Below are 13,777 nucleotides of genomic sequence, written 5' to 3' on the forward strand. Positions count from 1 at the left end.
GGTTTGCGAATTAATAGTAAGTTAACCTCACTACACCAGCAATTTTTTTAGCCAATCGAATTACTTGGCGGGTGTAGCCGTATTCGTTATCATACCAAGCGTAAAGCACTACAGACTTGCCGTCTTTGGATAAGATGGTAGCTGGTCCGTCAACGATAGAAGCATGGCTGTTCCCAATTAGGTCGCTGCTTACCAATTCGTTTGATACAGAGTATTCTAATTGTTCAGATAAATCTCCAAACAATGAAGCCTGTTTCAGTACATCTGCGATATTTTCTTTACTTGTTTGCGTATTTAATGAAAGATTTAATATGGCTAGAGAAACATTTGGCGTAGGAACGCGTACCGCATTACCGGTTAACTTGCCAGCTAATTCAGGCAAAACCTTTGCCACAGCTTTATCTGCGCCTGTTTCTGTAATTACCAAGTTTAATGCTGCGGCTCTGCCTCTTCTGTATTTTTTATGATAATTATCTAGCAAGTTTTGGTCGTTGGTATAAGAATGGACCGTTTCTATATGGCCTTTTTCTATGCCGAAATTCTGCTCTACTACTTTAAGTACAGGGATGATTGCATTGGTGGTACATGATGCATTCGAAAAAATATTTTCCTCTTTAAAATCGAAATCACCGTCATTAATTCCAGTTACAATATTTGGAATGTCGCCTTTTGCTGGCGCCGTTAACAACACCTTACTTACACCTTTTGCTTGTAAGTGTTTAGATAAACCGTCTCTGTCCCTGTAAACACCGGTATTGTCTATCACCAAGGCGTTATCAATTCCGTAAGCGGTGTAATCTGCTTCCTCCGGATTTTTAACAGCGATTAAGTAAATGGTTTGTCCGTTAACAATGAGTGCGTTGTTCTCGTGGTCTTCTACAATAGTTCCATTAAAAGGACCGTGGATGGAATCGGTTCTTAACAATTCTGCTCTTTTGGTAAGCTCCTCAGGACTGTAACTACGTGTAACTATGGCACGCAAACGCAATTGTTCTCCCTTTCCAGCTTGTACAATTAGCTCCCTAGCGGCTATGCGTCCTATTCGTCCAAAGCCATACAAAATTATATCTTTTGGTTTTAGGCTGATTTTGTCTTTACCAATGTGGCTGCCTAATTTGCTGATGATGAAATCATGCATTGATGATTGCGTGTTGCTTTCATCAAGCCATTCAGAGGCCAATCTTCCAATATCAATTCGAGAAGGAGCGAGGCTTGACTTTGCAATGGTATTGGCAAGTTCCAAGGTCTCATAAATAGAGATATCTTTTCCGCTGATTTCTTTAGCATATTGATGATAAGCAAGTATTTCGCTACTGCCTACATCAAATAAAGGTTTACGGAAAAGCACCAGTTCAATAGACCTGTCGAACCACAAATGGCCAACGCACTTAATTAGTTCAAGTGCTTTTTTTTCTTTTTCAATCCAGTTTTGAAACTCTGATTGATATTTATTAGACATACAAGAAATTTATTTTGGTTAGAAATGCTGCAAAAGTAAAAAAAGATTGGGCGTGTACCCAATCTTTTTTAATATTATTTTATTGTAAAATGTTGTTTTACAGCGTGTTGAACTTACACTAAGTAAGCCGTAAACTGCTTAGCCTAAGTACGATTTCAAGATTTTACTTCTTGAAGTGTGACGTAATCTTTGCAGCGCTTTATCTTTAATTTGGCGTACACGTTCACGTGTTAAATTGAATTTTTCGCCAATTTCTTCTAACGAAAGTGGATGGTTTGTGCTTAAACCAAAAAACAACACGATGATTTCACGTTCTCTTTCTGTTAAAGTAGATAGTGACCTTTTGATCTCTTCCGAAAGTGACTCGTTGATTAAGTTGCTATCAGTATTAGGTTCGTGGTTTTCTAAAACATCTAACAAGGTATTTTCTTCGCCTTGTACAAATGGCGCATCCATCGAAACGTGGCGGCCAGAGTTACTTAACGTATCAGAGATTTTATCAACGGTAGTTTCTAGAATATCTGCCAACTCTTCAGGTGAAGGCTCACGCTCATACTCCTGCTCTAATTTAGAGAAAGCTTTGCTAATTTTACTTAATGAACCTACTTGGTTTAACGGCAAACGTACAATACGGCTTTGCTCGGCAATAGCTTGCAAAATTGACTGACGAATCCACCATACAGCGTATGAAATGAATTTGAAACCTTTAGTTTCATCAAAACGCTTAGCGGCTTTAATTAAACCTAAGTTTCCCTCGTTAATTAAATCACCAAGAGTCAATCCTTGATTTTGATATTGTTTCGCTACAGAAACAACGAAACGCAAATTGGTTTTTGTTAATCTTTCTAGAGCGGCTTGATCTCCCTCACGAATCTTACGAGCTAAAATTACTTCTTCTTCAGCTGTAATTAAATCTACTTTACCAATCTCATGCAAGTACTTATCTAACGACTGACTTTCACGGTTGGTAATGGATTGGGTTATTTTGAGTTGTCTCATTTATATGTATTGGTCCTCGTTGTGTTATTTCGATTCTGCAAAAGTAAGGTTTTTTTAGGCAGAATAGAAAGTTAAATTACTGAAAATGTTACGTTTTGTCACGTATTTTTGAACTGTTTGTTTATAGCAAAAATCATTCCAAGATTAAATTTGTGTGCTAAGTGGTGTTTGTTGATTTAGATTATTTATTTATTGTTTTACAATAAATAATATTTGTTTTGTAATAAAAAATATTTATTATTGCAGACGCTTATCATGACCGCTTGGCATAAATTGGCAGTTTCAAGTTGTCTTGTTTTAATGTACTACTACATTCTAATAAGTTGTAAGTGTTTTTGTTTTGCTACACACAGTTCGATAGTTAAACTATAGTCAACTGGCGTTTAGAAATGAGCACAGTGTATTACTTATGTATAGTGTATGTAGGCGGGAATAAGTGTCCGATGTAGTCCTCGGAAGATGATAAAAATTAAATTTAAGTTACGATATCATTATGAAAAAATTAAAACTCTTAAAATCACTACTAGAAATCTCAATTGTTGGATTGGTTGTATTTACAATCTATTTCGTATTTAAATTAAATCCGTGGTTCGTGAAATTCAATGATTTTTCTGAACGGTTGCCTCAGCAAGAAAACTTTAATCATCTCCGAACGATGATGAAAATTTTGCCCGTTTTGGCTAGTTTCAAAATGATCATTCCCACAGTATTTTTTTTAGTGGTCTTAATTACCATGAGGAAGGTTTTGATCGCAATTATAGAAGATGGAATATTCTCTTTAAAGCAGGCTAAACTTGTGAAAAAGATCGCAGGTATTTACTTGGTGCTTACTGGGATTCTATTTTCATTTAATGTGTTAGTAGGTATTCCAGCGTTAATTTTAAAAGCGGATAATAGTGCGGCATTAAAATTCTTGTTTACTACACTAAGTAGTTCGTTAAGTTACCTATTGACTAGCTTAATTGCTTACGTAATAGCAGAAATATTTTTCGTTGGAATGAAGCTGAGGGAAGAAAATGAGTATACAATTTGATAATAGTTTTTATAATTATAGAATAATGATTTTAAGTTATTGATATGGCTATAATTGTAAATTTGGACGTCATGATGGCTAAAAGGAAAATGTCATTGAACGAGCTCAGTGATAAGGTAGGGATTACTTTGTCTAATCTTTCGATTTTAAAGAATGGAAAAGCCAAAGCAATTAGACTGGAAACATTAGATGCAATTTGTAAAGCTTTACAATGTCAACCAGGCGATATATTGGAATATCGGGACGATGAAAGCGATAGTTAAGCAAATATGAAATAAGCTTCCGGTCAATCGTCACAATTTTAACCTCACGCCATAGCCCATAAAAAATATCCTAGTAATAGGGGTGGTGGTTCTGTTTTCGAACCAGCTCACGGCATACAAATCGTTTGTATTTGTTTCTGCATATAAACTAAGCGCTTTGATTGCAGCTTTTGAATCGCCCAAAATTTTAATCTCAGTGCTAAATCCCAAATGTGCTTTAAGTGCTGTGGACCACCAGTAGTAACCTTCCGGATATTGGTTGGGGTCAAATTCTTTATCGAAGTTTCTACCCAAAGTGTAGGAAACAAAAACGGTCGGATTAATTGGCTGCCACCTTAAGCGATCTGTAATTTTAATATCAAAAGGTCTGTAGGCAAACTTAGGCGTTAAAATATTGATTGGCCCGCCTTCGCTCTTTGGTACAAATCCATATTGTAAGCTAACAGTTGTTTTCTCATTTAGAAAATAATAACCTACGCCACCGCTCAGATAGCCAATGCTACCGCCGTATTGTAGGTTGATGTAATCTGGAATGATTTGCTTTAAAAATGTACTTTTCTGTGCAAATGTGAATATTGGAACGATTAAGAGGTTAAAAATTAGCAGGATATGTTTCGATTTTTCCATTATAAATGTCGAGGATGGTATAAGCTCTGTTAACGATTGCATTAGTTACGATGAAGGGGACATTGCTACCAATTGGGCGATAGCTTCTGTCTGGAGAGTGTTGGTGTGCATGAACGGATCCAATAAAGCCTGGAGTATTGATTGCCAGTTGTTCGTAAATTGGCCTTAATTTAGGGTCGAAGTCGGCATCGTCAGGTGGAATGTGTGAAAATGCAACAATGTTTTTCACATCTGCTTCGAGCTTAATATTAGCTTTTAACCAATTCATGTCGGGCACTAAGCCATTAAAATTGTATTCTCTGCTGTTGGAATCGAAGCAAACGAATTTTACCTCTCCATATTTAAAGGTAAAGTTGAAATCTCCAAACATCCTTTTAAAAACATAAGGCCCATTGGCTACTAAGTCGTGATTTCCTACAATCGAAATGAAAGGAACTTTCAGTTTTGAGTAAATATTATAGATACCCTCAAATTCCAATAATTGACCGAAGTCTGAGATATCACCATTTAAAATAACGAAGTCAATATCATTTCTGGCATTGATTTGATCTACAAAAAGCTCCGCCTCTCGGTACTTTCTTTGTGTGTCGCCCGAAACCGCAATTCTTATTCGGTCTCCAGAGTTTTTAGGTTTTAATTTCTCAATTTGAGTTTTGTTAACGTTTTGCGGAGTTTCGTCTCTAAATTTTTGATTCGGGCTAAATTCAACACCATTGCAACCTATTAGCGTAATGAAGCAAATGGATAGGTAAGCTGTAATTTTTTTCATCCACAGCTTAACGTTGGATTAGCTTAATTGTTTAGAGAATTTCTTCCAAAGAGAAAGTATCTTTCAAGCGAACGCCTTTTTCCGTATGCTGCAAAGTACAACAAGCATGTATTGGATCGTGTTCTAAGTAAAGAATATACTCGTTAGTGGCAGCCTCGTCTAAAAATTCCTGTTTCTCTTTCAGGGTTTGCAGTGGGAACATGTCGTAAGACATCACATATGGCAGTGGAATGTGTCCAGTTGAAGGCAATAGGTCAGCCATATAAACAATGGTTTTATCCTTGTATTGCAATTGGGGAAGCATCATCGCATCGGTATGTCCGTAGGCAAATCTAATGTTGATTCCGTCGTGAAAGTGTATATTTTGCTGTGTAGGGATAAATTTCAGCTGTCCACTTTCTTGTATTGGCAGGATATTTTCTTTCAGAAAAGAAGCCTTTTCCCTTGCGTTGGGGTGAGTTGCCCAGTCCCAATGTTGCTGGTTGCTCCAATAGATGGCATTCTCAAAAGCTGGAACTAATTTCTCGCCTATGCGTTCAATTGAGCCGCCGCAATGGTCAAAATGTAAGTGCGTTAAAAACACGTCAGTAATGTCACTTCTATGAAATCCGTGGGCAGCTAAAGATTTGTCTAAGGTATCATCGCCGTGTAAATAGTAATGTCCGAAAAACTTCTCATCTTGCTTATTGCCCAAGCCATTGTCTATCAAAATCAGTCTGCCACCATCTTCAATAAGCAAGCAGCGCATAGCCCACGAGCACATGTTGTTTTCATCTGCAGGGTTGCTTTTTTGCCATATCGATTTAGGTACAACGCCAAACATTGCACCGCCATCTAATTTAAAATTGCCTGTATTAATGGTGTATAGTTTCATGATTTACGATTTTAGATTTACGAATTACGATTTGCTTGCCACTTTGTCACTTCGTGTCTGTAGAAAGGTAAATTTGGTTAACTGATTGTTGATGATTTGATTAATCTTTTCCAAAAATGGAGTAAAAACAAAAATTGGTTAACTGTTATATTACAATTAACCAATTTAGAGTTTAAAATAATTAAACCTATAAGTGGATCACTTCTCCGTATGCATCAGCGGCGGCTTCCATAATTGCCTCGCTCATGGTAGGGTGTGGATGTACAGATTTGATCATCTCGTGACCGGTAGTTTCTAGTTTTCTAGCTACTACAATTTCAGCGATCATTTCTGTTACGTTAGCACCTATCATGTGTGCACCTAGCAATTCGCCGTATTTGGCATCGAAAATTAATTTCACAAAACCATCTTTTGCTCCAGCAGCACTAGCTTTTCCGGACGCAGAGAATGGGAATTTTCCTATTTTCAGTTCGTAACCAGCTGCTTTTGCGGCTTTTTCAGTGTAACCAACAGAAGCAATTTCCGGTGAGCAGTAGGTACATCCAGGGATATTGTTGTAATCCAAAGGCTCTACATGCATTCCGGCAATTTTTTCAACGCAGATGATCCCTTCAGCAGATGCAACGTGAGCAAGTGCTTGACCAGGAACAACATCGCCAATGGCGTAATAACCTTTTACAGAAGTGTTGTAGTATTCGTCAACCACAATTTTTCCTTTGTCTGTTTTAATGCCAACTTCCTCCAAACCAATGTTTTCGATGTTAGCAACCACACCTGCTGCAGAAAGTACGATGTCGCACTCGATAGTTTGTACACCGCTAGCAGTTTTAACCTGCACTTTGCAACCTTCGCCCGATGTATCAACAGATTCAACGCTTGAAGAAGTCATGATTTCAATGCCAGTTTTTTTCAAACTACGCAGCAATTGTTTCGATACGTCTTCATCTTCTACAGGAACGATGTTCTCCATAAATTCAACGATGGTCACTTTTGTACCCATAGTTGCGTAAAAATATGCAAATTCAACTCCAATAGCACCTGAACCAACAACCACCATTGATTTTGGTTGTTGAGGTAAAACCATTGCCTGGCGGTAGCCAATTACTTTCTTGCCATCTTGTTTTAAGTTAGGCAATTCTCTTGAACGAGCACCAGTTGCGATTACTATATTTTTTGCAGTCAGTTCTTTTTGAGAACCATCAGCGCCTTTAACTTCAACTTTGTTGCCTGGCTTAACTTTACCGGCACCCATAATTACGTCAATTTTGTTCTTCTTCATTAAGAACTGAACACCTTTGCTCATTCCATCAGCAACACCACGGCTACGTTTCACAACAGCTTCAAAATCAGCTTTTGCTTCTGCAGTAGTAATTCCATAATCAGCTGCGTGATTGATGTATTCGAAAACTTGTGCACTTTTCAATAAGGCTTTGGTAGGGATACAACCCCAATTGAGGCAAATACCGCCTAATGATTCGCGTTCCACGATGGCAACTTTCATTCCAAGTTGAGACGCTCTAATAGCAGTTACATAACCGCCTGGTCCGCTGCCTATAACAATTAAATCGTAGTTCATATTCTTGTTTAAAGGAAATTTAACGTAATAATTTGTGGGTCAAAATTAAAAAAAATGTTGATTAAACCATAAGAGGCATTATTAAGCAATTGTAATAAAGTAGTGCAACAGATGAAAATATTTTAAAATTATATCACTGTAATTACTAAAATAGTATTTAAGTTGTTGATTTAATTAGTGTTAAGCTTGATTTATTTGATGTTAAGTGTGGAAAAGTTTTAAGATAGTTAATAATAATTTAACATTGAAATAGAGGCGGTAAGGAAATTAATATCTAGATTTGCATCGGTATTTTTTAACATATCTTAACAAAACAATTAATTCATTAAAAAAGCATGAAAAAATCTTTACTATTGAAAATTGTATCGGTTATTCTTGTTGTAGTCGGTTTTGTGAGTTCAGTGAACGCACAGGTTACTACATCATCTATGACAGGTATAATTAAGGATTCAAAAGAGACTTTGCCTGGCGCAAGTGTTAAAGCCACACATACGCCAACTGGTTCAGTCTACACTGTAGTTACCAATAGCGCCGGGCGCTTCAACATAGGTAACATGAGAGTAGGGGGTCCTTATGTTGTGGAAGTGAGTTTTGTGGGTTTTAAAACTCAAAAATTCGAAAACATTTACTTGAAATTAGGTGAAACCTTTAATTTAGAAGTGAAACTAGACGACAATTCTTCATTATTGAGTGAAGTAGTGGTGATGGGTAAAAACGACCCAATCATGAACTCAAAAAAGAATGGTGCTTCAACTGTTATTTCTAGAGCTAAAATTGAAGAATTGCCTTCAATAACAAGAAGCGTGAATGATATTACACGTTTAACGCCACAAGCAAACGGAACTTCTATCGGAGGTGGCTCTTACCGTGCAAACAACTTTACAGTTGACGGAGCTAACTTCAATAACCAATTCGGTATTGGTCAAAATATCCCTGCTGGTGGTTCTCCAATTTCCATTGATGCGTTAGAGGAAATTTCTGTTAACGTAACTCCTTTTGATGTTCGTCAAACTGGTTTTACTGGAGCATCAATTAACGCAGTTACACGTTCTGGTAAAAATAATTTCTTTGGTAATGCTTTTTATACTTTTCGCTCAGAAAAGCAACAAGGCGTACGTGTTGTAGATAATGTTATTACTGGTATTCAACAGTTAGATGAAAAACAATATGGTTTCAGTTTTGGTGGACCGATCATCAAAAATAAATTATTCTTTTTTGGAAACTTCGAGAGAAAGAAGACAATTCAGCCTGGCCCAACTAAAGTGGCGTCTGTAAATGGCGTTGAAAATGCCACTTTAAACATAGCTAGACCTAGCGCTACTTTCATGGATGGAGTGAGTACATATTTAGCTAACACCTATGGTTATAGCACCGGTGCATATCAAGGATACTCAAACGACAGTAACAATGATAAAATATTCGCTCGTATAGACTGGAATATTAATAATAATCACAAGTTCAATATTCGCTATTCTCAAGTAGAGAGTAAAAGCCCTACCCAGATTAGCACGTCTACTTCGGGATCTAATTTTACCGTTGACGATAATAGACAAAGTATCTTTGCTATGTCTTACTTTAACTCAAATTATTTCCAAGAAGCTAACCTATACTCTGGTACGGCTGAGTTAAACTCTAGATTAGGAAAATTTAATAATTCCCTTAGAGCTTCTTACGCACACCAAAACGATCCGAGATCATCTCCAGGTTCTGAGTTTCCATTAGTAGACATCTTAGATGGTAATTTTGCAACTACTAAGCGTAAATCAACATTAGTTTCCTTCGGTTATGAGCCATTCACATTTGGAAATCTAAGAGATGTTTTAACCTATACTGTTAATGATGACCTAACTTGGGTCGCTGGTAAACATAACTTTACTGTAGGAGCACAAGCTGAATGGAGTAAAGTTAAGAATGGTTTCCAACGTTTTGGAACAGGTTATTATGTGTTCAATAGTTGGAACGATTTTATCACTAATCAAAAGCCGGTTAACTTTGCGTTGACTTATCCTCTTACTCCCGATGGATCCCAAGCTTTTCCAAGCTTTAGCTTTTTTCAAGCCTCGATCTACGGACAAGATGATATCAATGTAAATGATAAATTGAAATTGACGTTTGGTTTGAGATTAGAATTACCTACTTATCCAGGTGTTGACGAAGTTAAGACACATCCTTTAGTTGCTGCTGCAACTTTTAGCGGTGGCGAAACTATTAACACTGGTGTTCTTCCAAAATCTCGTATTATGGCTTCTCCTCGTTTTGGCTTTAATTATGATATTTTAGGAGATAGAAGCTTACAGTTACGAGGTGGTTCAGGTATCTTTACTGGTCGTATACCTTTTGTTTGGATTGTTTCTCAATCTGGAGATGCGGGTATGCTTCAGTTTACCCAGGCAATCAATGGATCGTTCAATACCACAACTGGTGCGATTACTGTTCCTGCGAATATGCCTAGTTTTAATCCTAATTATAGGGATCTTTATCCATCTACTTTACCAGCTGCTGGTACTTCTATCCCATCAAGCGTTTCGGCGATGTCGCCTAACTTGAAATTTCCTCAACAATGGAAATCAAGTTTAGGTTTAGATGCTAAATTACCGTTTGGCTTTATTGGTACTGTTGAAATGATTTACGGTAAGGATATCAATGCAGTTTATGCTAGAAACGCAAACTTAGTGGATCCTCAACCATTAAATGTTGCTGGTTATCCAGATAACAGGATGATCTATCCGACTACATCTGCTACAAGTTTAGGTGCTGCGAGATATATTAACAAATTAGCGAATGGTTTAATTAGCCCTACTGGAACAGGTGCATTTGATGCTATTGTAATGGATAACGCTAAAGGTGGAAGTTATTTTTCAACTAGTTTCCAATTAACGAAGCCATTTAGTTCTAACTGGGAAATGACAGCAGCTTATACTTACAGTTATGCTAAAAACTTTGGTGATCAAAGCGGAGACCAAATTCTTAATCTTTGGAGTTTGCCACCTCAAAGTGGAGGAAATTCAAACAGTCCTTCTTTAAGTTATACTTCCAATATTATCCCACATAGTGTTGTAGGAAGTTTGACGCACAAAGCTAATTGGATTAAAGGATTGAATACGACGATGACGTTATTCTATCAAGGCGGTTCACAAGGCAGGTTCTCTTATGTTTATTCAAATGACTTTAATAGAGATAATCAGAATAATGACTTGATTTACATTCCTAAAGATCCTTCGGAAATTACTTTCGTAAACAATACAGTTGGATCGGTAACCTTTACTCCTCAACAACAATCTGATGCCTTTTTCCAATTGATTGAAAGCGATAAATATTTGAAATCTAGAAAAGGCATGTATGCTGAGAGAAATGGTGCATTAGCTCCTTGGAGACACCAATTCGACTTCAGGTTTGCTCAAGAAATTTATCAGGGTAAAGTTGGAGATTCTAAGAATTCTCTTCAATTGTTCTTTGATATCTTTAATGTTGGAAACTTAATCAATGCTAAATGGGGAATATACACAATCAATAACAATGCTCCATTAGCAGTAGCAAGTAATACAGCTTATTCAGCAGGCGGTACTACTAAGCCTACTTTTAGATTGAATACTATCAATAATCAATTGATTTCTGAATCAAATAGGGTTAACACAAGTATTTCGTCAACATATTACATGCAGTTTGGTTTGAGATATAACTTCAACTAAGTTGTAAAATAGACAATACAAAACTGAAATCCCCAAGCATTATGCTTGGGGATTTTTTTGTTTATACCTAACTTAGATAAAACCGTAAACTAAAAACAATGGATCAAAAGATTATTAACTTGTACGATTCCTATACTCACAGCCAAATCAGTCGGAAGGAGTTTATGAAAAAGCTAGCGATACTAACGGGCAGCACTGCACTTGCTTTAACTGTTTTGCCAAGTTTGGAAAGCAATTATGCGAACGCTGCTACGGTAAAAGATGACGAAGTTGATGCGGAAGAGGTTGCTTTTCCAGGCGTTGAAGGGAATATGAAGGGACTACTAGCCATGCCGAAGGGGAATAAGAAAAAATTAGGTGCTGTGGTGGTGATTCACGAAAACAGAGGCCTTACACCACACATTAAAGATGTTACAAAGCGAGTGGCATTGGCTGGCTTCGTCGCTTTAGGTGTGGATGCGCTTTCTCCATTTGGTGGCACACCGGAAGATGAAAATAAAGGACGGGAATTGATCGGAAAGCTTGATGCCGAAAAGAATTTAGGAAATTATTTGAAAGCCCTGGACTTTTTAAGAGCCTATCCTTTAAGTAACGGTAAAACTGGTGTAGTTGGGTTTTGTTGGGGTGGAGGAATGGCTAACAAGTTGGCGGTTGCGGATCCGATGTTGAATGCTGCGGTAGCTTATTATGGTTCGCAAGCTAAGTCCGAAGACGTGCCTAATATCAAGGCAAGTTTAATGCTGCATTACGGCGGTTTGGATGAGCGTATCAACGCCGGTATTCCCGCTTACGAAGCTGCTTTAAAAGCTAACAAAAAAGAATATCAGCTATTCGTATATGATGGAGTTAATCATGCTTTTAATAATGATACTTCGCCAACAAGATATAATGAAGCAGCGGCTAAATTAGCTTGGCAACGTACTATTGATTTGTTCAAAAAGAAGTTTGGGTAGTAAATTAACCTCAAGTCCGTCACCCTGAATTTATTTCAGGGTCTACAGCACTACTAACTGATGCTGAAATAAATTCAGCATGACGGTATGAAGTTAAAACTTATCAATTATAAACGAATTCGCCAAATTCGCTTTTTATCGTTACCTGCTTTTTATCGCTGGCCTCAACACGGCCAATAATTTGTGCATCGATATGGAAACTTTTGGAAATGCGAATGATGTCCTCAGCAATTTCCTGAGGGACGTATAGTTCCATTCGATGACCCATATTGAACACTTTGTACATCTCCTCCCAAGCGGTACCAGATTGCTCTTTAATCAATTGGAATAGCGGAGGTATTGGGAATAGATTGTCTTTAATCACATGTACATCGTCATTAACGAAATGCAGTACCTTTGTTTGTGCGCCACCACTGCAATGTACAATTCCATCAATCTGGCTACGGTATTTATCTAAAATCTGTTTAATTACAGGAGCATAAGTACGAGTCGGCGATAGTACTAATTTACCAGCAGTTACACTTTCGTTTTCATTAATTTGAACTAAATCAGTCAGCTGCTTGCCGCCAGAAAACACCAAGTCAAAAGGTACACCTGGATCAAAACTTTCAGGATATTTCGTAGCAATTGATTTCTCAAATACATCGTGGCGGGCAGAAGTTAATCCATTTGAGCCCATGCCGCCATTATATTCGCTTTCGTAAGTCGCTTGGCCGTAGGACGCTAAACCAACTACTACGTTGCCTGCCTTAATATTATCGTTACTAATCACCTCATCGCGTTTCATGCGGCAGGTAACAGTACTATCTACAATAATGGTACGCACTAAATCGCCCACATCGGCAGTTTCGCCGCCAGTAGAGTAGATAGAGATGCCCAGTGATCTTAATTCAGCTAAAATTTCTTCAGTGCCATTAATTATTGCGGCAATTACTTCACCAGGAATTAGGTTTTTATTGCGACCAATAGTTGATGATAGTAAAATTTGGTCGGTAGCACCAACGCAAATCAAATCATCAATGTTCATGATGATGGCATCTTGTGCAATACCTTTCCAAACAGATAAATCTCCAGTTTCTTTCCAGTAGGTATAAGCTAAGGAGGATTTGGTGCCAGCTCCATCGGCATGCATGATATTGCAATAATCAGCGTCGTTACCTAAAACGTCAGGAATAATTTTACAAAATGCTTTTGGAAAGATGCCCTTATCGATGTTTTTGATGGCTGCGTGTACATCTTCTTTTGATGCTGACACGCCACGCTGGTTGTACCTATTGTCGCTCATAATTGCCTGCAAAGATAAGTTTTTATGCCGAAAGCATAAAGCTGAAAGCACAAAGAAATAGCAGTTGTTAATTATTTAGAAAAGCAGTTTTTGTAGTGCTTTTTATCGGTCGTCGGGCTTTACGTTTTAATCTTTTTGTTTTGGCTTCTCTGTCATTCCGAGGAACAGCTTGCCCCGATATTTCGGGGAGGAATATATAACTGAAGTGCTTTGGGCAACAGATCCTTCACTAGCGTTCCGGGTGACAGGT

General features: G+C 37.6%; 11 protein-coding genes. 4 read left to right on the forward strand and 7 right to left on the reverse strand.

Features of this window, described 5'->3' with window-relative positions; genetic code table 11:
• Positions 1 to 10 precede the first annotated feature (10 nt).
• Both ACY2A0_RS15060 and ACY2A0_RS15065 read right to left on the reverse strand, forming a co-directional pair.
• The gene (locus tag ACY2A0_RS15060) at positions 11 to 1,459 is read right to left on the reverse strand and encodes a glyceraldehyde-3-phosphate dehydrogenase (protein WP_461790293.1); all 1,449 of its coding nucleotides are present in this window, start codon (positions 1,457 to 1,459) and stop codon (positions 11 to 13) included.
• 138 nt (positions 1,460 to 1,597) lie between these two features.
• The gene (locus ACY2A0_RS15065; protein WP_055130013.1) at positions 1,598 to 2,458 is read right to left on the reverse strand and encodes a sigma-70 family RNA polymerase sigma factor; all 861 of its coding nucleotides are present in this window, start codon (positions 2,456 to 2,458) and stop codon (positions 1,598 to 1,600) included.
• 655 nt (positions 2,459 to 3,113) lie between these two features.
• Between ACY2A0_RS15065 and ACY2A0_RS15070 the strand changes: the two genes are divergently transcribed.
• Both ACY2A0_RS15070 and ACY2A0_RS15075 read left to right on the forward strand, forming a co-directional pair.
• Positions 3,114 to 3,491: a DUF2975 domain-containing protein gene (locus ACY2A0_RS15070; protein WP_461791592.1), complete on the forward strand. Its 378-nt coding sequence runs from the start codon at positions 3,114 to 3,116 to the stop codon at positions 3,489 to 3,491.
• A 44-nt stretch (positions 3,492 to 3,535) separates the two neighbouring features.
• Positions 3,536 to 3,754 (forward strand): helix-turn-helix domain-containing protein, encoded by a 219-nt coding sequence (locus tag ACY2A0_RS15075; protein ID WP_461790295.1) that lies wholly within the window; start codon positions 3,536 to 3,538, stop codon positions 3,752 to 3,754.
• Between the two features lie 30 nt (positions 3,755 to 3,784).
• Here ACY2A0_RS15075 and ACY2A0_RS15080 read toward each other — a convergent pair whose 3' ends face one another.
• From ACY2A0_RS15080 to lpdA, 4 genes are all read right to left on the reverse strand, one after another.
• Entirely contained in the window at positions 3,785 to 4,381 is a 597-nt protein-coding gene (locus ACY2A0_RS15080; RefSeq protein ID WP_461790296.1) for a hypothetical protein, read from the reverse strand.
• On the reverse strand, positions 4,347 to 5,150 hold the full coding sequence (locus tag ACY2A0_RS15085; RefSeq protein ID WP_461790297.1) for a metallophosphoesterase family protein: 804 nt from the start codon (positions 5,148 to 5,150) through the stop codon (positions 4,347 to 4,349). The genes ACY2A0_RS15080 and ACY2A0_RS15085 overlap by 35 nt, the downstream gene beginning before the upstream one ends.
• Positions 5,151 to 5,181: 31 nt before the next feature.
• Positions 5,182 to 6,024: an MBL fold metallo-hydrolase gene (locus ACY2A0_RS15090; protein ID WP_461790298.1), complete on the reverse strand. Its 843-nt coding sequence runs from the start codon at positions 6,022 to 6,024 to the stop codon at positions 5,182 to 5,184.
• 187 nt (positions 6,025 to 6,211) lie between these two features.
• Positions 6,212 to 7,600 carry a dihydrolipoyl dehydrogenase gene (lpdA, locus tag ACY2A0_RS15095; protein WP_461790299.1) on the reverse strand — a complete coding sequence of 463 codons (1,389 nt, stop codon included), beginning with the start codon at positions 7,598 to 7,600 and terminating at the stop codon, positions 6,212 to 6,214.
• Positions 7,601 to 7,935: 335 nt separating this feature from the next.
• Here lpdA and ACY2A0_RS15100 point away from each other — a divergent pair, with 335 nt between their 5' ends.
• Together ACY2A0_RS15100 and ACY2A0_RS15105 are read left to right on the forward strand one after the other, a co-directional pair.
• Entirely contained in the window at positions 7,936 to 11,289 is a 3,354-nt protein-coding gene (locus tag ACY2A0_RS15100) for a TonB-dependent receptor (protein ID WP_461790300.1), read from the forward strand.
• Positions 11,290 to 11,387: 98 nt separating this feature from the next.
• Positions 11,388 to 12,242: a dienelactone hydrolase family protein gene (locus tag ACY2A0_RS15105; protein ID WP_461790301.1), complete on the forward strand. Its 855-nt coding sequence runs from the start codon at positions 11,388 to 11,390 to the stop codon at positions 12,240 to 12,242.
• Between the two features lie 103 nt (positions 12,243 to 12,345).
• On the opposite strand, the gene ACY2A0_RS15110 is transcribed toward ACY2A0_RS15105, so the two are convergent.
• Positions 12,346 to 13,527, reverse strand: coding sequence for an AIR synthase related protein (locus ACY2A0_RS15110; protein WP_461790302.1), 1,182 nt, complete (start codon positions 13,525 to 13,527; stop codon positions 12,346 to 12,348).
• Between the last annotated feature and the right edge of the window lie 250 nt (positions 13,528 to 13,777).

The organism is Pedobacter sp., from assembly GCF_965249885.1.
Taxonomy (GTDB): domain Bacteria; phylum Bacteroidota; class Bacteroidia; order Sphingobacteriales; family Sphingobacteriaceae; genus Pedobacter.